We start from the raw sequence: 20,063 nt of genomic DNA on the forward strand, positions 1-20,063 counted from the left end.
AATTGTACAGGTATATGTATGAGCGGCGCGAGGGTCTGGGCCGCGATTGGCGTTAACGCGACGCTCACCAAATGGGGTTCCCGCGTCCGCGGGAAGTCGTTCCCGGCAGTGCCGGGAGCGACGAGTTAGCAGAGTTGTCTTTAAATTAAGAGACGTCGTTCCCGCGCAGGCGGGAACCCCATTTTGCGTGAGCAGCCTCGCAGGCTAGCGCTGGTACGCGACCCGCCCCGACACAATGGTCGCCTTCACCTGCCCCGCCAGCTCATAGCCCAGGAAGGGCGTATGCTTGCCCTGGCTCGCCAGCGCCGCCGCATTGACGGTCCAGCGCGCGTCCGGATCGAACAGCACCACGTCCGCGCAGGCGCCCACCGACAGGTCGCCGGCCGGCAGCCCCGCCACCCGCGCCGCATCCGACGTGACTTTGGCGAGCGCGCGCGACAAGCCGTCCTTGCCGGCATTGCGGTCGTCCGCGGCCCACTTGAGCATCAACGCGAGCAGCAGTTCCAGCCCGGTCGCGCCCGGCGAGGCTTCGCCGAAGGGCAGCAGCTTCTCGTCGTCGTCCACCGGCGTGTGGTCCGAGCAGACCGCGTCCACCGTCCCGTCCACCACGCCGGCGCGCAGCGCATCGCGGTCGCGCTGGCTGCGCAGCGGCGGGTCGAGGCGGGCGTTGGGATCGAAGAAGCCGATGTCGGCGTCCGTCATGTGCAGGTGGTGGATGCCGATGTCGCAAGTGACCGGCAGCCCTTCCTTCTTCGCCGCCCGCACCAGCTCAAGGCCGGCGGCCGACGAGATCCGGCACAGGTGCACGCGCGCGCCGGTGGCGCGCACCAGCTCGAAGATCGTGTGCAGCGCGATGGTCTCTGCCATCACCGGCACGCCGGACAGGCCCAGGCGCGAGGCCAGCGGCCCGCTGTGCGCGACGCCGCCACGCCCGATATAGGCGTCCTGCGGCCGCAGCCAGACCGTGAAGCCGAAGGTCTGCGCGTACTGCAGCGCGCGCATCAGGACCACGGTGTCGGTCACCGGCACCTCGGCCTGCGCGAAGCCGATGCAGCCCGCCTCGGTCAGCTCCGCCATCTCGGTCAGCGCCTGCCCTTTCAGGCCGACGGTGAGCGCGCCCAGCGGATGCACATGGGCCTGGTCCAGGCCGCGCGCGCGGTGCTTGAGCATCTCGACCAGTCCGGGCTCGTCCAGCACCGGCTCGGTGTCGGGCGGGCAGACCAGCGTGGTCACGCCGCCGTGCATCGCCGCGCGGACTTCCGATTCCAGCGTGGCCTTGTATTCGTAACCCGGCTCGCGCAGGCGCGCGGACAGGTCCACCAGGCCGGGCGCCACCACCATCCCGGTCGCGTCGATGGTGCAATCGGCCGCGAAGCCGCCTGGGGCGCTGCCGACCGCCGCCACTTTGCCGTCGGCGATGAACAGGTCGCCGATCTTGTCGATGCCATTTGCCGGGTCGATCACTCGCCCGTTCTTGATATGCAGTTTCATCCGTGGGTTCCCGCCAAAATACTCATCACCGCCATGCGCACCGCAATGCCGAAGGTCACCTGCGGCAGGATCACCGCCTGCGCGCCGTCCGCCACCGCCGAATCGATCTCGACGCCGCGGTTCATCGGGCCCGGGTGCATCACGATCGCATCCGGCTTGGCCAGCGCCAGCCGTTCCGGCGTCAGTCCGTAGCTCTTGAAATACTCCTGTGCCGACGGCAGCAGCGCGCCGCTCATGCGCTCGTTCTGCAGGCGCAGCATGATGATCACGTCGACGCCCTTCAGGCCTTCGTCGATATTGGAGAACAGGCGCACGCCCATCTGTTCCAGGCCGCCGGGCAGCAGCGTCGCCGGGCCGATCGCGCGGATTTCCGGCACGCCCAGCGTGGTCAGCGCGTGGATGTCCGAGCGCGCGACGCGGCTGTGCAGGATGTCGCCGACGATCGCCACCGTCAGGTTCGAGAAGTCCTTCTTGTAGTGCCGGATCGTGTACATGTCCAGCAGGCCCTGGGTCGGGTGCGCGTGGCGGCCGTCGCCGGCGTTCACCACGTGGATGTCCTTCTGGCCGTGGTCGTCGAGGTGCTTGGCGATCAGGAACGGCGCGCCCGACTGCGAGTGGCGCACCACGAACATATCGGCATGCATGGCTGCCAGGTTGTCGATCGTGTCGAGCAGCGATTCGCCCTTGGTCGTGGACGACGCCGCGATGTTCAGGTTGATCACGTCGGCCGACAGGCGCTTGGACGCGATCTCGAAGGTGGTGCGGGTGCGTGTCGAGTTCTCGAAGAACAGGTTGAACACGCTCTTGCCGCGCATGAGCGGCACCTTCTTGACCTCGCGGTCGGAGATGCTCACGAAGCTCGACGCGGTGTCGAGGATATGGTTCAGGATCGGCTTGGGCAGGCCCTCGATGGTCAGCAGGTGCTGCAGCTCGCCGTTTTTATTCAGCTGGGGATTAAACATTGTCGTCTTCGATGGTGAGCGAGAGTTGGCCGCCGGCGTCCTTCTGCAGCGACAGCGACTGGCCCGGCGCCAGCTCGGCGCGGGTGCCGACGAAATCGGCCGCCACCGGCAGTTCGCGGCCGCCGCGGTCGGCCAGCGCCGCCAGCTTGATGCGCTGCGGGCGGCCGTAGTCGAACAACACGTTGATCGCGGCGCGCGTGGTGCGGCCGGTGAACAGCACGTCGTCGACCAGCACGATGGTGGCGCCGTCGACGTTGAACGGGATGTGGGTCGGCTTGACGTCGGGGTGCAGGCCCTTCTTCGCGTAGTCGTCGCGGTAGAAGGAGACGTCGATCGAGCCGAGGCGCGCCTGCAGGTCGAGGTCGCGCGCGAGGCGCTCGGCGAGCCAGGCGCCGCCCGAATGGATGCCGACGATCGCGGCATCGTTGACGCCGGCAAGGCCGGCCCGCACCTGCTCGAGCAGGACGCGGTACAGCGCTTCGGCGTCGAAGTTGCTAGTGTTGGACATGGTCGTCTAAGTATTGTTGAAGAATGATTGCAGCGGCCTTGGCGTCGATGATCTCGCCGCGTCTGGCCTGGATCACGGCCGACGAATAGCGTTCGTCGACGAGCGTGACTGGCAGCTTGAACCTGCCGGTAAGTTGATTGGCGAAGCGGCGCGCGCGCAGCGTCATGTCGTGTTCCGCGCCGTCGGGGTGGCGCGGCTCGCCCACCACCAGGCGCGCCGGGCGCCATTGTTCGATCAGGTCGCCGATGACCTTGAAGCGGGTCGCGTTGTCGACCGCCTTGATGACGGAAAGCGGTTGCGCCTGGCCCGTCAGGGTGTTCCCCATCGCGATGCCAATGCGCTTGATGCCGAAGTCGAAGCCGAGGACGATATCAACCATTCTTACGCATGGCCGGCCTCAGTTGCGAGCATCAGCGGGTCGATTCCCAGGAGTTTGATGGCGGCGTTGTAGCGCTCCTCGACCGGCAGGTCGAACAGCACGTGGGCATCGGCGCCCACCGTGAGCCAGCCGTTCTTCGCGATTTCTTCCTCCAGCTGGCCGGGGCTCCAGCCCGCGTAGCCGATCGACACCAGCATGCGCTGCGGGCCGGCGCCGCTGGCCACGGCTTCGAGCACGTCGATGGAGGTGGTGAACGCCACTTCGTCGGTCACCGACAGCGAGGACGAATAGCGCCCGCCCGGGGAATGCAGCACGAAGCCGCGGTCATCCTGCACCGGGCCGCCGAACATGATCGGCGAGGACTTGACCGAGCTGCGCAGGCTGTCGGCCAGCTTCAGGTCGATGCGCTCGAACAGCACGTCCATCGTCATGTCGGTGGGCTTGTTGATCACCACCCCGAGCACGCCCTTGTCATTGTGTTCGCACACGTACACCACCGTGCCGCCGAACACCGGGTCCTGCATCGACGGCATCGCGATCAGGAAGTGGTTGGCGAGGTTCAGGCCGGAGGAGGTAAGGGCCGCGTGCTTGCCGCCGAGCGTCATAAGCTGTTCCTGCGGCATCCCAGGCATTGCCAGAGCAGGGCCGACTTTGCTTTTTTTCATACGCTGACTTCCTCTTGGGCTCACTCTCGTTGGACTACCGCCAGTATCCCTAAAACAACATTGGACTTTTCGATAGTTTACACTGATTTGCGCCGCGAGCCTTCCCGGGGGGCGCCGTGGCGCGCGCTCTGGCTTCAATACTAGACAGTAAAATCCCCTGCCGCATTGACCACGCACATCAAAAGATGCCGAAAAGCAAGAAACTCGTCTGGTTCCGGCGCGACCTGCGCAGCTTCGACAACGCCGCCTTGGGCGCCGCGCTGGATGAGTCCGGCGCCCAGGCCTGGTGCGCCTTCGTGTTCGACACCGGCATCCTGGCCGGGCTGCCGCGCGACGACCGCCGCGTCCACTTCATCCACGCCAGCCTGGCCGCACTGGATGCCGACCTGCGCCGCATGGGCGGCGGGCTGATCGTGCTGCATGGCGATCCACGGGACGAGATCCCGCGGCTCGCCGCAAGGCTCGGCGTACATACTGTTTATACCAATCGCGACTACGAGCCGCAGGCGATCGCACGCGATGCCGGCGTGGCGGCGCGGCTGGAGGCCGATGGGCGGCGGCTCGCCAGCTTCAAGGACCAGGTCATATTCGAGCGCGGCGAGGTCCTGACGCAGGGCGGCACGCCGTTTTCGGTCTTCACGCCATACAAGAACGCATGGCTGAAGCGGCTCGCGGCCGAGCCGCAGGCGCTGGCGCCGCACGACGTCGAGAGCCGCGCCGGCGCCCTCGCCCCGCCGCCGGCCGGCACCGCCCTGCCCGGCCTGGCCGACATCGGCTTCATCGCGCCGCCAGCGCCGGTCGAACCGGCCGGCATGTCCGGCGCCGCCGCCTTGTTCGACCACTTCCTCGACCGCATCGGCGGCTACGGCGGCACGCGCGACTTCCCCGCGCTGGATGCGACTTCGCACCTGTCGGTGCACCTGCGCTTCGGCACCACCTCGATCCGCCACCTGGTGCGCACCGCGCAGCAGGTCGGTGCGCATGGTGCGGCCGGCGCCACGGTATGGCTGTCGGAGCTGATCTGGCGCGACTTCTACGCGATGATCCTGGCCCAGAATCCGCACGTGGCCACACAGGCCTTCCGGCCCGCGTTCGACGGCGTCGCCTGGGAACAGGGACCGCAAGCCGACGAGGACTTCGCCGCCTGGTGCGCGGGCCGCACCGGCTATCCGCTGGTGGACGCGGCGATGGCGCAGCTGAACCAGACGGGCTTCATGCACAACCGCCTGCGCATGCTGACCGCCAGCTTCCTCACCAAGGACCTCGGCATCGACTGGCGCCGCGGCGAACGCTACTTCGCGCTCAAGCTCAATGATTACGAACTGGCCTCGAACAACGGCGGCTGGCAGTGGGCCGCGTCCACCGGCTGCGATGCCCAGCCGTGGTTCCGCATCTTCAATCCGTTGACACAGTCGCGCAAATTCGACCCGGACGGCGCCTTCATCCGGCGCTGGCTGCCGCAACTGGCCGCGCTGGGAGCCCGCGAGATTCATGCGCCGTGGCTGGCCGATCCGGCGCTGCTGCAAGCGCAGGGTGTGCAGCTTGGACGCGACTACCCATGGCCGCTGGTCGACCACGAGCAGGCGCGCAAGCGCACCCTCGCCCGCTTCGAAGCCATCAGGACTGAGAGGGAGGCATAGTCCGCGCCGCGCGAAAATGATATTGTTCTAGAATCAATATCACTTTCCACATCGCATCGTGAGTCGCAAAGCCCTGTTCCTTGCCGGTTTCGCCGTCGTCGCCTCCAGCGCGACCGCCGTCTACGTCTTGCATGAAGCCCCTCCGGCCGCGCTGCGCCAGCAAGGACCGGCCGTGGACACCGCGCCGATCGCCGCCGGCATGAAGGACCTGCTGGCGACCTACCGCAAGATCATCGTGCTCACCGCCGGCGAGGCGACGCCGGGCGCGAACGAGCGCGAACAGGCCAACCTGGTCGGGCGCGAACTGTTCCACGAAAACCAGGAGCGGCAAGCCAAACTCGATGGCGCACTGGCGCGGCTGGCGGCATCGAACAATCCGCGCCGCCATGAAGCGCTCGACAGCCTGCTGGACCAGGTCGAATCCGACCCGTCGCTGTTCGATGCCGACCGCCTCGCCTACCGCGAACTGCTGGCCGGGCTGCAGGGCGAACTGGCCAAGGATTCCTCGCTGCGCGCGATCAAGCTGCACAAGCGCGTGTCGGAAGACCTGGACGCGCTGGCCGAGATCGAGCGCAACTACGACAAGGAGATCCGCGCGGTGTTCGGCCGCTTCGACACGCGCGCCATCCAGCTCAAGCGCGAGAAATGGGACGCCTACGTCGCGCACCTGCAGACGCTGTACCAGCGCGAGCGCATCCTCAAGGACTACGGCGTGGTGCTGCCCTACCCGCCGCGCCCCGAACCCGCGGAACCGCCGGCGCCGCAGCAGAAGGACGAGGCGGAGATTTTCGGTACCGCTTTGCCGAAAAAGACCGTGGTGCTGACCTTCGACGACGGCCCGCACCGCCGCTACAGCGCCGAGATCGCGGCGATCCTCAAGCAGTACGGCGCGCCGGCCGTCTTCTTCAACGTCGGCCGCAACCTGGGCGAGATCGACAAGGCCGGCCAGCCGCGCCTGAACGCCGGGGCGCAAGTCAGCCGCAAGCTGATGGCCGACGGCTACGCGGTCGGCAACCACAGCTTCACGCACGCGCAGTTGTCGAAAGCCTCGGGCGATGCGCTCAAGGCCGAGATTTTCAACACCGACGCGCTGCTCAAGGCCATGGACCCGCACCGCGCGCAGCTGTTCCGCTTCCCGTACGGCGCGCGCAGCAAGGAAGGCATGGGCTACCTGGCCAGCGCGCACCTGACCTCGGTGATGTGGAATATCGACTCGCTCGACTGGGCCGATCCGGTGCCGTCCTCGATCGCGGACCGGGTGCTGAACACCGTGAACAAGGAAGGCCGCGGCATCATCCTGTTCCACGACATCCACGAGCGCACCGTCAAGGCGCTGCCGGCGGTGCTCGACCGGCTGGTGGCGGAAGGCTATCGCTTCGCCGGCTGGGACGGCAGCACCTTCAAGGTCCCGAGCACCGAGACCGCGCCGGTCCCGCGCGCGGCGGCGACCGGCTACGCCAGCTCGTGGGCGATCGTGGTCGGCATCGACAGCTATCCCAAGTGGCCGCGCCTGCAATACGCGGTGCGCGATGCCAGGGGCGTGTCCGAGATGCTGATCCAGAAGTTCGGCTTCGCGGCCGACCACGTCTTCACCCTGTCGAACGAACAGGCGACCCGCGCCGGCATCCTGGCCGCCTTCCACGACCGGCTGGCGCACGGCGGCATGCAAGCCAACGACCGGCTGTTCGTCTTCTTCGCCGGCCACGGCGCCACGCGCAAACTGAGCTCGGGCCGCGAACTGGGCTACATCATCCCCTACGATTCGGACCCGGACAGCTTCGACACCGACGCGATCCCGATGACCGAAATCCAGAACATCGCCGAAAGCCTGTCGGCCAAGCACGAGCTATTCGTGATGGATGCCTGCTACAGCGGCCTCGGTCTCACGCGCGGGCGATCGGACTCGTCCTTCTTGCGCGACAACGCCAGGCGGCTCGGACGCCAGATGCTCACCGCCGGCGGCGCCGACCAGATGGTCGCGGACGGCGGGCCGAACGGCCACTCGGTATTCACATGGACGCTGCTGCAAGGCCTGGGCGGCAAGGCCGACCTGAACGGCGACGGCCTGATCACGGCGACCGAACTGGCCGCCTATGTAGCGCCGGCGGTGGCCAGCGTGTCGCACCAGACGCCGGCATTCGGCAGCCTGCCCGGTTCGGAAGGCGGCGACTTCGTGTTCGAACTGCCGCCCGAGAACGAGTTCCTGAATACCCAGACCGCGCAGCTGTCCAACGACGCCATCGCGCTCAATAACAAGCTGGACGCCAAGGCCAGCGCGCCGGCCGAGCCGGTGGTGGTCAAGGACCTGCAAGGCGGCGAGCGCACGATCGCCACGCCGGCGCCGGTCCCGGTGTCGGCGCGCCAGCAGGCGCAGCGCGCCAACGACCGCGGCCTGCAGCTGTACAAGGAGAAGCAGTACGCGGCGGCCGAAGCGCAGTTCACCGAAGCGCTCAAGCTGCGTCCAGACTTTGCGCTGGCCGCGAACAACCTCGGCTTCGTCTACTACAAGCAGGACAAGTTCGCGGAAGCGGCGCGCTGGTTCGAGAACGCGATCAAGATGGATCCGTCGCGGGCGATTGCGTACCTCAATTTGGCCGATGCGCACGGGCACGCGGGCGACAAGGACAAGGCGAAGGCGGCGTACAAGACCTACCTGGAGCTGGCGCCGAATGGGTCGGGCGCGGGGTATGCGCGGCAGCAGTTGGAGCAGCTCTAGGCGTTAGCGGTCTGCATGCAAAATGGGGTTCCCGCGCACGCGGGACCCCATTTTGTTTGCAGAAGGACGACGCGTCAGATGACCGTCATCTCGAAATCATCCTTGCGCGCGCCGCACTCCGGGCAAGTCCAGTTCATCGGCACGTCGGCCCAGCGGGTGCCGGGCGCGATGCCCTCTTCGGGCGCGCCGACGGCTTCGTCGTAGACCCAGCCGCAGATCATGCACATCCAGGTCTGGTACGCCGGGGCCGTTGTTTCACTACTACTCACGTTTTCATTCCTTCTATCTAGTAAAATGGGGGGAACCACGCATCTTAATCTACCCGCCGTGCAAAACCAAACTTCGCCACTCGTGCTCACCTTCGGCATGTCCGACCCGGTAGGCGCACTCGGCATCCAGGCGGACCAGGCGGCATTTGCGGCCCACCGCTGCCATGCGCTGACGGTCGCCACCGGCATCCTGGTCGCCGATTCCGCGCGCGTCGAGGACATGCAGGAAATCGACCCGGACTGGGTCATGGACCAGGCCCGCGTCCTGCTGGAAGATATGCCGGTCGCCGGTTTCAAGGTCGGCGCGCTGGCCAGCATCGAACAAGCCTCGGCGATCGCGGAGATCGTATCCGACTACACGGACGTGCCGCTGATCCTCGACCCCTTCCTGTCGAGCCTTCCGGATTCCGGCCTGCTCGACGAGGACATGGTGTCCGCCATCCACCAGATCCTGGTGCCGCAGTCGACCCTGCTGATGGTATCGCAGGTGGAGCTGGCGCGCATGGCCGAAACGTGGCGCGAGGGGGCCGACACCGTCCCGCTGGAAGAACACGTGGCCGAGCTGACTGGCAGCGGCTGCGAATTCGTGCTCGTCACCGGCACCACCGGGGCCAAGGGCGCGCGCTCGAACACCCTGTTCAACGCCGAGGGCGTGGTCGCGCAGTACGAGTTCCAGCACCTGCCGGGCACCTTCATCGGCGCCGGCACCACGCTGTCGGGCGCGCTCACGGCGCTGATGGCGCTCGGTTTCGAGGCCGAGGAAGCGATGCGGCGCGCACAGGAATACACCACCGGCGCGCTGGCCAATGCGCAGCGCTTCGGCATGGGCAAGCTCGTGCCCGACAGGTTTTACCGCGTCCCGTTTGGCGGCGCGGCCCAGGACAAGGACTAAGAAACGGACCATGACTACTGACCAGCAAACTTCGAAAAACGACATCCTGTTCGCCCGCGCCCAGCAGACCACGCCGGGCGGCGTCAACTCGCCGGTGCGCGCCTTCCGCTCGGTGGGCGGCACCCCGCGCTTCATCACGCGCGCCGATGGCCCCTACATCTGGGATGCCGACGGCAAGCGCTACATCGACTATGTCGGCTCGTGGGGCCCGGCCATCCTCGGCCACGCGCACCCGCAAGTGATCAAGGCGGTGCAGGACGCGGCCAGCGCCGGCCTGTCCTTCGGCGCGCCGACCGAAGCGGAAATCGAGATCGCTGAAGAAATCTGCCGCCTGGTGCCGTCGATCGAGCAGGTGCGCCTGGTTTCGTCGGGCACCGAAGCCACCATGAGCGCGCTGCGCCTGGCGCGCGGCGCCACCGGCCGCGACAAGATCATCAAGTTCGAAGGCTGCTACCACGGCCACGCCGACTCGCTGCTGGTCAAGGCCGGCAGCGGCCTGCTCACCTTCGGCAACCCGACTTCCGCCGGCGTGCCGGAAGACTTCGTCAAGCACACCCTGGTCCTCGATTACAACAACATCCCGCAGCTGGAGGACGCGTTCGAGTCGATGGGCGACACCATCGCCTGCGTGATCGTCGAGGCAGTGGCCGGCAATATGAACCTGATCCGCGCCACGCCGGAGTTCCTGCGCCGCATGCGCGAGCTGTGCACCGAGCATGGCGCCGTGCTGATCTTCGACGAAGTGATGTCGGGCTTCCGCGTCGGCCTCGGCGGCGCCCAGGCGCTGTACGGCATCACCCCGGACCTGACCTGCCTGGGCAAGGTGATCGGCGGCGGCATGCCGGTCGCGGCCTTCGGCGGCCGCGCGGACCTGATGCACAATATGGCGCCGATCGGCCCGGTGTACCAGGCAGGGACCCTGTCGGGCAATCCGGTCGCGGTGGCTGCCGGCATGACCACGCTGAAGCTGGTGCAGCAGCCGGGCTTCTACGACAAGCTGGCCGTGCAAACGCGCAAGCTGGTCGACGGCCTCGCGGCGGCGGCGAAGGAAGCCGGCATCGAGTTCTGCGCGGATTCGGTGGGCGGCATGTTCGGCATGTACTTCTCGGCGCAGATTCCGTCCACTTACGGCCAGATGATGGCGGGCGACAAGACGCGCTTCAACAGCTTCTTCCACGGAATGCTGGAGGAAGGCGTGTACTTCGCGCCGGCGATGTTCGAGGCGGGCTTCGTCTCGGCCACGCACGACGACGCCATCATTGGGCAGACCATCGACGCCGCCCGCCGCGTGTTTGCGCGGCTTGCTTAAGCCGCTCACCAGGAGAACGTCATTCCCGCGAACGCGGGAATCCCATTTTGCGTGAGTGGCTGCGCTACGGAATGGGGTTCCCGCCTCCGCAGGAACGACGTTCATTGCCTTCTGTTACCCGCCGCACATTGTCGAGCTTTCCACCGTGCTAAACTTCGCCTCGACTATGAATCGTTCGCATAATCGCGCTTTCCCACCCTCGGCACGCTGACGTTGCCCGTTGGCCGCGCCGTGCATTTGCGCAGGCCATTGATGAAATTCTTCCGCCGCCTTACCAACAACGCGACCCTGAAAGCGCTGGGCCCCGGACTGATCACGGGCGCCGCGGACGACGACCCATCCGGCATCGCGACCTACTCCCAGGCCGGCGCCCAGTTCGGCTTCAACACCCTGTGGACCCTGGTCCTGACCTACCCCTTCATGGTCGGCATCCAGCTGGTCTCGGCGCGTATCGGCCGCGTCACCGGCAAGGGACTGGCGGCCAATATCCGGCGCGCCTACTCGCCCTGGTTGCTGTACGTGACCGTGCTGCTGCTGCTGATCGCGAACGTGATCAACATCGCGGCCGACATCGCCGCCATGGGCGAAGCGATGCGCCTGGTGGTCGGCGCCGGCCCGGTGCACCTGTATTCGCTCGGCTTCGGCGTGCTGTGCCTGGTGCTGCAGGTGCTGCTCCCCTACAGCAGCTACGTGCGCTACCTGAAGTGGCTCACGCTCGGGCTGCTGGCCTACGTGGCCACGGCCTTCGCCATCAATATGCCGTGGACCGAGGTGATCGCGCGCACCGTGTGGCCGCACTTCCAGTTCACCAAGGATTCGGTCGCGCTGGTGGTCGCCGTGTTCGGCACCACCATCAGCCCCTACCTGTTCTTCTGGCAGTCCTCGCAGGAGGTGGAGGAGATCCGCGCCGACCGCGCCGCGCGCGCACTGCGCATCGGCGGCAAGGACGCCGGCAAGCAGCTACGCCGCATCAAGACCGACACCATCCTCGGCATGGGCTTCTCCAACCTGGTCGCCTACTTCATCATCCTCACCACCGCCGTCACGCTGGGCGCGCACGGCATCACCAATATCCAGACTTCGGCGCAGGCCGCCGAAGCGCTGCGCCCGGTGGCCGGCGAATTCGCCTTCATGCTGTTCGCGCTGGGGATCATCGGCACCGGCATGCTGGCGGTGCCGGTGCTGGCCGGTTCGGCCGCCTACGCGGTCACCGAGAGCTTCCGCTGGCGTAATGGACTGGACCTGAAGGTGGTCGAGGCGCGCGAGTTCTACGGCATCATCGCGCTGGCCACGCTGGGCGGCATCCTGCTCGACTTCGCGCCGCTGGACCCGATCAAGGCGCTGGTGCTGTCGGCCCAGATCAACGGCGTGATCGCGGTGCCGATCATGACCGTGATGATGATGCTGGCCCATAACAGCAAGATCATGGGCCAGTTCACCCTGTCCACCCGCCACACCCTGATCGGCTGGTTCGGCGTGGCGATCATGCTGGTCGCCGTGGTGGCGATGTTCGTGACGATGTAACTAGAACAGCGACTCCGAGCCCGGGGCCGTGGTCAGCCGGCGCGGCGGCATCGGCGCCGGCCATGCCTTCATGGCCTCGGCCGGATAATGGCGCAGGAAGCTGCGCGCCAGTTCCGGGTCGCGGCAGCCCAGCCAGGAATCCAGCTCGTCATGCGGCACCACCACCAGCGAGCGCTTTTCGTCGCCGGGCTTGTGGAAGCGCTTCATCAGCGGATGCTCGTCGGCGTTGATGGTGATCTGGGTGAACGAGGTGTGCAGATTGCCGTCCGCCTCCTGCCACTCGCGCCACAGGCCGGCGACGTAGAACAGCGACTCGTCGTGCATGGCGATCCCGTAGCGCACCGGCTTGCCACTCTCGTAATTCGGTTCGTAGAAACAGCTCATCGGCACCGCGCACAGCTGCGCCTTGCGCCATGCCGGCGCGAACGAGCGCTTTTCGCCGATCGACTCGGCGCGCGCGTTCATGGTGTCGAACACGCGCACGCCCGGCGGGATATGGCGGCGCGGGACCATGCCGTAGCTCGCCAGCGCCAGCTCGCGCCGGCCGTCGGCGCCGGCCCGCACGATCGGCGCCAGGTAGTCCTTCCAGGTTTCGGTCGGCCAGTCCCAATCCTTGTAAATGTCGACCAGCACGCCGAGCACGGCGTCGAGTTGTTCGGGCAAGGGAGGACGGAAATTAACGCACATGGACCGGGCCGGGAGAAGTGATCCCGGCATCATAACAGCGCTCGCTCAAAGGCAGCCCTCGATCCACTGCACCGGCACCGCGTCGCCGGCGAAGAACACCACGATGGCGCCGTTTTCGGTCTCGAAGCGGATCGCATGCCGGCCATCGGGCGCCGTCACCGTCAGCGAGCGCTCCTCGGGCACGTAGGGGCGCGGCTCCGACGCAACCTTGGAGTAGGACGCATACACGCGCGCCGCCTGGTCGCCCACCGCGATGCCGGCCGCGGTGCGGGCCCCGCCCTGGACATCGACGCGCTTGAACACATCGTCGACGAACATGAGCCAGATGCCATCCCGGCCGACCGCGTCCAGTCCGAGCTGTTCGCAGCGCTTGTTGGCCCGCAGCTCGGGCGGCGTATGCCTGAGGCCGTGCCCCAGCCGGGCATTGACCTGGTCAAATGTCATTCCGTAACGCAACGGTCCGACACCGTCGAAACCCACCACCCACGGCTCGGCGGCCCGGGCCGGAAGGCAGGCCAGCAGGCAGGCTGCCAGCAAAGCGTTGCGAACATATCTCATCGGTTGCGATCTCCCTCTCGACATCGGCATTGAGTAGTATCATTCCGGCTACGGCCCTACTAACAATAACATGCCCAACACGACCACTCCGCTACTCGATGCCGAACTTGCCGCCTTCATGCAGCAGGACGGGATCTCGCTCACCCTCGGTTCCTGCAGCGCCGACCTGCAGCCCAGCATCGGGCGTGCGGCCGGGTGCCGGGTGTCGGCCGACCGCCTGACCGTGCAGATGTTCGTGTCGCAGGTGCAGATCGCAGCTTTACTGGCCCACGTGCGCGAGACCGGCCGTATCGCCGCCGTCTTCAGCAGCCCGGCCACCCACCGCACCCTGCAGCTCAAGGGCCGCGACGGGCGCATCGAACCTTGCCCGCCGGAAGACCGGGCCCTCGTCGCCCGCTACCGCGACGCCTTCGCCGCCGCGCTGGAACCGCTGGGCTACCCGCACTCCCTGATCCGCACCCTGCTCGCCTTCCCGGACGAAGACCTGGCCGTGGTCAGCTTCACCCCGCTGGAAGCCTATTCGGCCACGCCGGGCCCCAACGCCGGCCGCGCCCTGCAGGTGGGCGCATGAGGGTCGACGCCATCCGCGCCTGCTTCGAAGGCGTCATCCCCTCGACCATGACCACGGTGAGCCTGGACGGCACGCCCAACGTGGCCTACCTGTCGCAGGTGCAGTTCGTCGACAGCGACCACGTCGCCCTGTCCTACCAGTTCTTCAACAAGACCCGCGCCAACCTGCTGGAAAATCCGCGCGCGATGCTGGTCGTGATCGACCCGACCAGCGGCCTGCAGTATCGCCTGCGGCTGGAGTTCCTGCGCACCGAAACCGCCGGCGCCCTGTTCGAGAGCATGAAGGCCAAGATCGCCGGCATCGCCTCGCACATGGGCATGAGCCAGGTGTTCAAGCTGCTGGGCTCCGACGTGTTCCGCGTCCACGAGGTCGAGCAGGTGCCGGGCGAGATGCTGCCGCCGCCGCCCCGGCGCAACCTGCTGGCCGCGCTGCGCCGCGCCACCGCCCGCATCGGCCCCGGCGGCGACCTCGAAACCCTGCTGTCCGACACGCTCGACAGCCTGGCGCGCGAATTCGACATCGCCCATTCGATGGCGCTGCTGTACGACCAGCCGGGCCAGCGCCTGTACACCGTGGCCAGCCGCGGCTACGAGGAATCCGGGGTCGGCTCCGAGATCTCGCTGGGCGACGGCGTGATCGGCGTGGCGGCGCGCGAGCATACGCCGATCCGCATCGGCCACATGAGCGCCGAGTATTCGTACAACCGCGCGATCCGCGACAATGCGCTGGACGGCGGCACCGGCGCGCTGGAGACCGCGATTCCCTTTCCCGGCCTGGCCGCCTCGCGCAGCCAGCTGGCGGTGCCGATGCTGGCCGCGCAGCGCCTGATCGGCGTGCTGTTCGTCGAAAGCCCGCAGGACATGCGCTTCAGCTACGACGACGAAGACGCGCTGGTCGCGCTGGGCAACCAGCTGGCGATGGCGATCCACATGCTGCAATCGTCGAGCGACGCTACTGCCGAGGAAGTGACGGCGCCCGGCGGCCACCGCGACTGCCCGCTCGGCGAGCCGCTGCTGGTGCGCCACTATCCCGAGAACGACAGCGTGTTCCTCGGCGACGACTACCTCATCAAGGGCGTGGCCGGCTCGATTTTCGTGGCGCTGGTGACCGACGCGGTCGCGCTGGGCCGCAACGAATTTTCCAACCGCGAGCTGCGCCTGGACCCGCGCATCCGCCTGCCCGACCTGTCCGACAATCTCGAAGCGCGCCTTCTGCTGCTGGCGCGCCGCCTGGCCGAGCGCGACGTCGGCATACATATCGAAAAGACGGGGCGCGGTCGTTTCCGCCTGCACTCCAAACGGCCCTTGCGGCTGGTTTCTTAAAACTTGGTTCAGCAAATCCTAAAAAAACCTTAATCGAACAATCGGTGAGATTTCGTGCGCCGGTGCGACCTAGAATGCAGCCTTTCCGTCGTTCCCGCGTGGCGAACAACGGCTCATTCACCCGCACCGCATCAAGGAGTCGCACATGCACACCACCGCTTCCTACGCCGCCCCGCAGTTCTCGCGCGCCGGCGTCATCTGGCTCAAGCTGGCCATCACCTATCTCATCATCGGCGTCGGCCTCGGCATCGCCATGGGCGCAAGCCGCAACTTCGCGCTGGCGCCGGTCCACGCCCACATCAACCTGCTCGGCTGGACCACGATGGCGCTGGCCGGCCTGGTCTACACCGTGTTCCCGGTGGCGGGCGCCAGCCGGCTGGCCAAGATCCATTTCTGGCTCATCAATCTGTCGGTGCCGGTGATGCTGGGTTCGCTCGCCGTGCTGCTGCTCGGCAATCCGGCGATCGAGCCTGTGCTGGCGCTGTCGGAGATTGTCGCGGCCATCGGCATCGCGGCGTTCGCGGCCAACATCTACCTGAACGTCGGCAAGACGGTCGAGGTAGCGGATGAAGAAATGGAAGCCTACGCGCCGGCGCGCTCGGCGGCACGCTGACTGGCTCGACCGGCCTTACTTCAGCCAGCCGCGCTTGCGGAAGTACCAGAACGGTGCGAAGGCGCTGGCCACCATCAGCGCCCATGCCCAGCCGTAGCCTAAGTGCCAGTCGAGCTCCGGCATGAACTTGAAATTCATGCCGTAGACGCTGGCGATCAGGGTCGGCGGCAGGAAGGCGACCGAGGCCACCGAGAAGATCTTGATGATCTTGTTCTGGTTGATGTTGATGAAGCCGACGGTGGCGTCCATCAGGAAGTTGATCTTGTCGAACAGGAAGGACGTGTGGCCGTCGATCGACTCGATGTCGCGCAGGATCTGGCGCGCTTCCTCGAACTGGTCGGTGTTGAGCAGGCGCCCGCGCATCAGGAAGCTGACCGCGCGCCGCGTGTCCATCATGTTGCGGCGGATGCGGCCGTTCAGGTCTTCCTCGTGGGCGATCGCATTCAGCGCGGAGGCCGCGTCCTGGTCGGTGAATTCCTTCTGCAGCACGCGCTGGCTGACCGTTTCCAGGCTCTCGTAGATGCCTTCGAGCGCGTCGGCCGAATACTCGGCGTCGGTCGCGTACAGGTCGAGCAGCACGTCCATGTAGTCTTCGATCGAGCCGGGACGCGAACGCGCGCGCAGCCGCACCAGGCGGAACACCGGCAGGTCGTCCGTGTGCACCGAGAACAGCATCTTGTGCGCCAGGATGAAGGCGACCGTGACGATGCGCGACGGGCCGTCGTCTTCTTCCAGCAGGAAGTCGGTGCGCAGGTGCAGGTCGCCGTTTTCGGCTTCGTAGTAGCGGGCGGAGGCCTCGATGTCGGACACTTCGTCCTCGCCCGGCAGCAGCACGCCGTAGATCGTCTTGACCCAGGCGCGTTCTTCGTCGGTGGGATCGGTCAGGTCGACCCAGACCGGGGCAATGTTCTCCAGATCCTCGCGGGAAGCGATGGGGACTTGGTTCAGGCGACCATTTTGGAGAACAAAGACATTGATCATGCGCGCATTTCCGGGCCGGTATCGAAATCAGCGCAAGTGTACCTGTAAGGACTGTGCCCGGCCACCCCGAAACAACAGTTTTGCCGCTAGCGCAGCTGTTTTTCGATCATTTTGTCGATGGCGGGGTTGGAGGTCGGCTCCTCCTTCCGTGGCGCGGGCGGCGGCGCCAGCGGCGCGAAGCCGTGGCTGTCGTGGATCTCGATGGTTTTGGTGGTCGTGTTGTCGGCTGCGCAGTCGACGTTGGACACGACCTGCTTGCCGCCGATGAGGCATTTGCGCAGCACCGGGTCGGCCGTGGCGCCGGTGGCCCAGGCGGCGGCATCGAGCGCGTGGCGGGCGGCGTCGCCGCCGGCGACCTTGTGCCAGGCTTCCGCGAACAGGTTGCGCTCGTAGCGCATCGAGAACAGCGCGGCCATGGCGGCCAGCGCCAGCAAGGCCGACAGGACGATCACCCAGAGCAGGCTGATAGCGCCGCGCTGGCGCATTACCGTACGCGCGCTCACGGCAGGTCCGCGTAGCTCATGCGGTGCTCGATGATGCTGGTGCGGCGCGCGAGGTAGTTGGTCTCGCGGTGCCGGTCGTAGTAGCGGGGATTGGGCAGCATCACCGCCATGCGCGCGGCCTGCGCCCCGTTCAGCCCCGCGGCGCTGGTATGGAAATAGTGGCGCGCCGCCGCTTCGGCGCCGAACACGCCGCGCCCGAATTCGACCACGTTCAGGTAGAGCTCAAGGATCCGCTCCTTGCTCATCACCGCCTCCAGCATGTAGGCGATGACCAGCTCCTGGCCCTTGCGCAGGTAGTTGCGCGAGCCGGACAGGAACAGGTTCTTGGCCAGCTGCTGCGTGATGGTCGACCCGCCGCCCACCACCTTGTGGCGCTGGTTGTTGCGCGAGTAGGCCTTTTCCAGCGCCTGCCAATCCACGCCGTCATGCTCGGTGAAGTTGGCGTCCTCGGAGGCGATCACCGCGCGTTTCAGGTTGTCGGAGATACGGTTGTACGGCACCCACTGCTTTTCCAGCTTCGCATTGGGATTGGTCTTGCGCAGCTCCGCCAGCTGCGCGCGCTGCATGCTGGTCGACGACGGATCGAAGCGCGTCCACCAGCAGATCTGCACGAAGAAGTACAACTGAAGCAGCAGCACGGCCAGGATCGGTCCAAGGAAGATCCACTTCACCCAGCGCCGGCCCGGCTTGCGTGCTTTCGTCATAGTTTGCTGCGCAGTTCTTTCAGGAGTTGTTCTGTCCCAGGCCGCACGCCACGCCACAGCGCGAAGGCTTCCGCCGCCTGCTCGACCAGCATCCCCAGGCCGTCGCGGACCTTGGCGCCATGCGCCGCCGCGAATTCCATGAAGACGGTCGGATCTTTTGCGTACATCATATCGAAAGCCAGCGTGTCCGGGCAAAAAGCCAGCGGCGGCAGCGGCGGCACGGCGGCAGCAAGGCTGGCCGAGGTGGCGTTGATGATCACGTCGAACGGCGCGTCGATGTCGGCGAAGTCGCAGACCGCGACGCGTCCCTCGAACTGCGCGGCCAGCGCCTCGGCGGTGGCGCGGGTGCGGTTGGCGATCACCAGCTCGCGCGGGCCTTCGGTCAGGATCGGCAGCACGGCGCCACGCGCGGCGCCGCCGGCGCCCAGCATCAGCACGCGCTTGCCGGCCAGCGGCACGCCGGCGTTGCGCACGATGTCGGCGATCAGGCCGGCGCCATCGGTGTTGTCGGCGTAGATCTCGCCGTCGCGGAAGGCCAGCGTGTTGACGGCGCCGGCGGCGCGGCCGCGCTCCGACAGGCGGGTCGCGATCTGCGCCGCCTCGATCTTGAATGGCACGGTCACGTTGGCGCCCTTGTAGCCTTCGGCGACCAGGCGGCCGATGGTGCCGGCGAAGTCGTCGACCGGCGCCAGGCAGCGTTCGTACGAGATGTCCTGCCCGGTCTGCGCCGCGAACACGGCGTGGATCTGCGGGGAGCGGCTTTGCGCGATCGGGTTGCCGATCACGCAGTATTTATCAGTCATGTTTCACGTCCTTGACGCCTTCTGCTACCACCTTCTGCTGGTGGGTGAACCGGAAGCGGGTGACGACCACCCACACGTCGCTGCGGCCGGCGCTGCGCATATTGCGCGGGAATTTGCCGAACGGCGCGGCGCGGCGCACGATCGCCAGCGCGGCCTTGTCCAGCGCCGGATTGCGCGAGCTGCTTTCGATATGCGGCCCACCTTCCTTCATGTACAGCGTGCCGTCCTCGAAGACCGGGATGGTCATCACCAGTTCGCCGTACAGCTTCTTGCCGGCCTGCTGGGGGAAATTCAGCGTGCCGGTTTCCTCGACGCGCTTTTGCAGCTGCTTGTAATAGATCGCGTAGCCGACTTCGCGGGTGGACGGACTGATGAAGGTCTTCTTCGGGCGGCGGTTCTGGTCCTCGATGCGGTCCGCGATTTCGGCCGCGGCGCGGGCGATGGCCTTGCTGGTTTCGACCAGCTCGGCGCCGTTGCGGTTCGGGTCGGGCTTGTCCTTTTCGGTGACCGGGGCGGCATTGAAGGCGGACGACCTGGACTTGGTCAGCAGCTTGCGCTGGACTTCCTCCAGTTCGGCGACGCGGCGCTGGACCGCCTTCAGGCTGTCGCCATCCTCGGTCTTGCGCAGGTCAGGCAGGGGCGACTTGCTGCGGCCCTGCTCGGCCATGCCGCCGCCGTCGAGATTGGCCTGGGCCAGGGCGTCGGCTTTGGACGGCGCCTGCGCGTGCTTGGCGTTGACGAGGATGACTTCGATGCCGGGGTCGGCGGGCGCCATGCGAAACGCGTCCGGCGCCACGAAGCGCACCGCCAGCAGTGCCGCGTGGGCCAGCACCGAAACGGCGATGGCGATCATCAGGGGACGGTTGTGTTGCGAAAAATTCACGCAGTAAGCGGGCCTGGCGGCTGTTGATGCACGGAATCGTCCATTCTACCGTGCGCCGGGCCGCATGTGGTGGGCGGCGAGCC

General features: G+C 66.8%; 21 protein-coding genes. 8 read left to right on the forward strand and 13 right to left on the reverse strand.

Features of this window, described 5'->3' with window-relative positions; all coding sequences use genetic code 11:
- Positions 1 to 204 precede the first annotated feature (204 nt).
- Genes NX778_RS10595 through NX778_RS10615 form a run of 5 tightly spaced genes read right to left on the reverse strand, consistent with a single transcriptional unit; the run spans position 205 to position 4,005 of the window.
- Entirely contained in the window at positions 205 to 1,491 is a 1,287-nt protein-coding gene (locus NX778_RS10595; protein WP_258811690.1) for a dihydroorotase, read from the reverse strand.
- Positions 1,488 to 2,453, reverse strand: coding sequence for an aspartate carbamoyltransferase catalytic subunit (locus NX778_RS10600; protein ID WP_258811691.1), 966 nt, complete (start codon positions 2,451 to 2,453; stop codon positions 1,488 to 1,490). The genes NX778_RS10595 and NX778_RS10600 overlap by 4 nt, the downstream gene beginning before the upstream one ends.
- A complete protein-coding gene (pyrR, locus tag NX778_RS10605; RefSeq protein WP_258811692.1) occupies positions 2,446 to 2,961 on the reverse strand; it encodes a bifunctional pyr operon transcriptional regulator/uracil phosphoribosyltransferase PyrR in 516 nt (171 codons plus the stop codon). Before pyrR ends, NX778_RS10600 begins: the two co-directional genes overlap by 8 nt.
- A complete protein-coding gene (gene ruvX, locus NX778_RS10610; RefSeq protein ID WP_258811693.1) occupies positions 2,948 to 3,340 on the reverse strand; it encodes a Holliday junction resolvase RuvX in 393 nt (130 codons plus the stop codon). The genes pyrR and ruvX overlap by 14 nt, the downstream gene beginning before the upstream one ends.
- Positions 3,341 to 3,342: 2 nt before the next feature.
- Positions 3,343 to 4,005, reverse strand: a complete 663-nt coding sequence (locus NX778_RS10615) for a YqgE/AlgH family protein (protein ID WP_258811694.1) — start codon at positions 4,003 to 4,005, stop codon at positions 3,343 to 3,345.
- A gap of 185 nt (positions 4,006 to 4,190) precedes the next feature.
- On the opposite strand from NX778_RS10615, the gene NX778_RS10620 reads away from it, so the two are divergent.
- Positions 4,191 to 5,645 (forward strand): cryptochrome/photolyase family protein, encoded by a 1,455-nt coding sequence (locus NX778_RS10620; RefSeq protein WP_258811695.1) that lies wholly within the window; start codon positions 4,191 to 4,193, stop codon positions 5,643 to 5,645.
- 58 nt (positions 5,646 to 5,703) lie between these two features.
- The gene (locus tag NX778_RS10625; RefSeq protein ID WP_258811696.1) at positions 5,704 to 8,361 is read left to right on the forward strand and encodes a polysaccharide deacetylase family protein; all 2,658 of its coding nucleotides are present in this window, start codon (positions 5,704 to 5,706) and stop codon (positions 8,359 to 8,361) included.
- A 74-nt stretch (positions 8,362 to 8,435) separates the two neighbouring features.
- On the opposite strand, the gene NX778_RS10630 is transcribed toward NX778_RS10625, so the two are convergent.
- Entirely contained in the window at positions 8,436 to 8,588 is a 153-nt protein-coding gene (locus NX778_RS10630; RefSeq protein WP_258811764.1) for a rubredoxin, read from the reverse strand.
- 100 nt (positions 8,589 to 8,688) lie between these two features.
- Between NX778_RS10630 and thiD the strand changes: the two genes are divergently transcribed.
- The 3 genes from thiD to NX778_RS10645 all read left to right on the forward strand — a co-directional run bounded on the left by thiD (position 8,689) and on the right by NX778_RS10645 (position 12,355).
- A complete protein-coding gene (gene thiD / locus NX778_RS10635; RefSeq protein WP_258811697.1) occupies positions 8,689 to 9,522 on the forward strand; it encodes a bifunctional hydroxymethylpyrimidine kinase/phosphomethylpyrimidine kinase in 834 nt (277 codons plus the stop codon).
- A 10-nt stretch (positions 9,523 to 9,532) separates the two neighbouring features.
- Positions 9,533 to 10,831: a glutamate-1-semialdehyde 2,1-aminomutase gene (gene hemL, locus NX778_RS10640; RefSeq protein WP_258811698.1), complete on the forward strand. Its 1,299-nt coding sequence runs from the start codon at positions 9,533 to 9,535 to the stop codon at positions 10,829 to 10,831.
- A 252-nt stretch (positions 10,832 to 11,083) separates the two neighbouring features.
- Positions 11,084 to 12,355, forward strand: a complete 1,272-nt coding sequence (locus tag NX778_RS10645) for an NRAMP family divalent metal transporter (RefSeq protein WP_258811699.1) — start codon at positions 11,084 to 11,086, stop codon at positions 12,353 to 12,355.
- On the opposite strand, the gene NX778_RS10650 is transcribed toward NX778_RS10645, so the two are convergent.
- Both NX778_RS10650 and NX778_RS10655 read right to left on the reverse strand, forming a co-directional pair.
- Positions 12,356 to 13,042: an SOS response-associated peptidase gene (locus tag NX778_RS10650; protein ID WP_258811700.1), complete on the reverse strand. Its 687-nt coding sequence runs from the start codon at positions 13,040 to 13,042 to the stop codon at positions 12,356 to 12,358.
- A 45-nt stretch (positions 13,043 to 13,087) separates the two neighbouring features.
- Entirely contained in the window at positions 13,088 to 13,600 is a 513-nt protein-coding gene (locus NX778_RS10655) for a hypothetical protein (protein WP_258811701.1), read from the reverse strand.
- Between the two features lie 70 nt (positions 13,601 to 13,670).
- Here NX778_RS10655 and NX778_RS10660 point away from each other — a divergent pair, with 70 nt between their 5' ends.
- The 3 genes from NX778_RS10660 to NX778_RS10670 all read left to right on the forward strand — a co-directional run bounded on the left by NX778_RS10660 (position 13,671) and on the right by NX778_RS10670 (position 16,106).
- Positions 13,671 to 14,171 carry a hypothetical protein gene (locus NX778_RS10660; protein ID WP_258811702.1) on the forward strand — a complete coding sequence of 167 codons (501 nt, stop codon included), beginning with the start codon at positions 13,671 to 13,673 and terminating at the stop codon, positions 14,169 to 14,171.
- Positions 14,168 to 15,493, forward strand: coding sequence for a GAF domain-containing protein (locus NX778_RS10665; RefSeq protein ID WP_258811703.1), 1,326 nt, complete (start codon positions 14,168 to 14,170; stop codon positions 15,491 to 15,493). Before NX778_RS10660 ends, NX778_RS10665 begins: the two co-directional genes overlap by 4 nt.
- A 145-nt stretch (positions 15,494 to 15,638) precedes the next feature.
- A complete protein-coding gene (locus tag NX778_RS10670; RefSeq protein ID WP_258811704.1) occupies positions 15,639 to 16,106 on the forward strand; it encodes a cbb3-type cytochrome c oxidase subunit I in 468 nt (155 codons plus the stop codon).
- Between the two features lie 15 nt (positions 16,107 to 16,121).
- On the opposite strand, the gene corA is transcribed toward NX778_RS10670, so the two are convergent.
- From corA to NX778_RS10695, 5 genes are all read right to left on the reverse strand, one after another.
- Positions 16,122 to 17,087 (reverse strand): magnesium/cobalt transporter CorA, encoded by a 966-nt coding sequence (gene corA / locus NX778_RS10675; protein ID WP_258811705.1) that lies wholly within the window; start codon positions 17,085 to 17,087, stop codon positions 16,122 to 16,124.
- 86 nt (positions 17,088 to 17,173) lie between these two features.
- Positions 17,174 to 17,590 carry a DUF4124 domain-containing protein gene (locus tag NX778_RS10680; protein WP_258811706.1) on the reverse strand — a complete coding sequence of 139 codons (417 nt, stop codon included), beginning with the start codon at positions 17,588 to 17,590 and terminating at the stop codon, positions 17,174 to 17,176.
- On the reverse strand, positions 17,587 to 18,294 hold the full coding sequence (mtgA, locus tag NX778_RS10685; protein ID WP_258811707.1) for a monofunctional biosynthetic peptidoglycan transglycosylase: 708 nt from the start codon (positions 18,292 to 18,294) through the stop codon (positions 17,587 to 17,589). Before mtgA ends, NX778_RS10680 begins: the two co-directional genes overlap by 4 nt.
- Positions 18,291 to 19,097: a shikimate dehydrogenase gene (gene aroE / locus NX778_RS10690; protein ID WP_258811708.1), complete on the reverse strand. Its 807-nt coding sequence runs from the start codon at positions 19,095 to 19,097 to the stop codon at positions 18,291 to 18,293. Before aroE ends, mtgA begins: the two co-directional genes overlap by 4 nt.
- Entirely contained in the window at positions 19,090 to 19,950 is an 861-nt protein-coding gene (locus NX778_RS10695) for a TonB C-terminal domain-containing protein (RefSeq protein WP_258811765.1), read from the reverse strand. Before NX778_RS10695 ends, aroE begins: the two co-directional genes overlap by 8 nt.
- Positions 19,951 to 20,063: the final 113 nt, after the last annotated feature.

This window comes from Massilia terrae, assembly GCF_024753145.1.
GTDB lineage: Bacteria > Pseudomonadota > Gammaproteobacteria > Burkholderiales > Burkholderiaceae_D > Telluria > Telluria terrae.

Coding starts and splice junctions, on each gene's coding strand:
- NX778_RS10630 (WP_258811764.1), bottom strand. CDS start 8,588: ATGTGCATGATCTGCGGCTGGGTCTACGACGAAGCCGTCGGCGCGCCC.
- corA (WP_258811705.1), bottom strand. CDS start 17,087: ATGATCAATGTCTTTGTTCTCCAAAATGGTCGCCTGAACCAAGTCCCC.
- pyrR (WP_258811692.1), bottom strand. CDS start 2,961: ATGTCCAACACTAGCAACTTCGACGCCGAAGCGCTGTACCGCGTCCTG.
- NX778_RS10620 (WP_258811695.1), top strand. CDS start 4,191: ATGCCGAAAAGCAAGAAACTCGTCTGGTTCCGGCGCGACCTGCGCAGC.
- NX778_RS10655 (WP_258811701.1), bottom strand. CDS start 13,600: ATGAGATATGTTCGCAACGCTTTGCTGGCAGCCTGCCTGCTGGCCTGC.
- NX778_RS10650 (WP_258811700.1), bottom strand. CDS start 13,042: ATGTGCGTTAATTTCCGTCCTCCCTTGCCCGAACAACTCGACGCCGTG.
- NX778_RS10670 (WP_258811704.1), top strand. CDS start 15,639: ATGCACACCACCGCTTCCTACGCCGCCCCGCAGTTCTCGCGCGCCGGC.
- hemL (WP_258811698.1), top strand. CDS start 9,533: ATGACTACTGACCAGCAAACTTCGAAAAACGACATCCTGTTCGCCCGC.
- NX778_RS10695 (WP_258811765.1), bottom strand. CDS start 19,950: ATGATCGCCATCGCCGTTTCGGTGCTGGCCCACGCGGCACTGCTGGCG.
- NX778_RS10600 (WP_258811691.1), bottom strand. CDS start 2,453: ATGTTTAATCCCCAGCTGAATAAAAACGGCGAGCTGCAGCACCTGCTG.
- aroE (WP_258811708.1), bottom strand. CDS start 19,097: ATGACTGATAAATACTGCGTGATCGGCAACCCGATCGCGCAAAGCCGC.
- NX778_RS10660 (WP_258811702.1), top strand. CDS start 13,671: ATGCCCAACACGACCACTCCGCTACTCGATGCCGAACTTGCCGCCTTC.
- NX778_RS10595 (WP_258811690.1), bottom strand. CDS start 1,491: ATGAAACTGCATATCAAGAACGGGCGAGTGATCGACCCGGCAAATGGC.
- NX778_RS10665 (WP_258811703.1), top strand. CDS start 14,168: ATGAGGGTCGACGCCATCCGCGCCTGCTTCGAAGGCGTCATCCCCTCG.
- NX778_RS10645 (WP_258811699.1), top strand. CDS start 11,084: ATGAAATTCTTCCGCCGCCTTACCAACAACGCGACCCTGAAAGCGCTG.
- mtgA (WP_258811707.1), bottom strand. CDS start 18,294: ATGACGAAAGCACGCAAGCCGGGCCGGCGCTGGGTGAAGTGGATCTTC.
- ruvX (WP_258811693.1), bottom strand. CDS start 3,340: ATGGTTGATATCGTCCTCGGCTTCGACTTCGGCATCAAGCGCATTGGC.
- NX778_RS10615 (WP_258811694.1), bottom strand. CDS start 4,005: ATGAAAAAAAGCAAAGTCGGCCCTGCTCTGGCAATGCCTGGGATGCCG.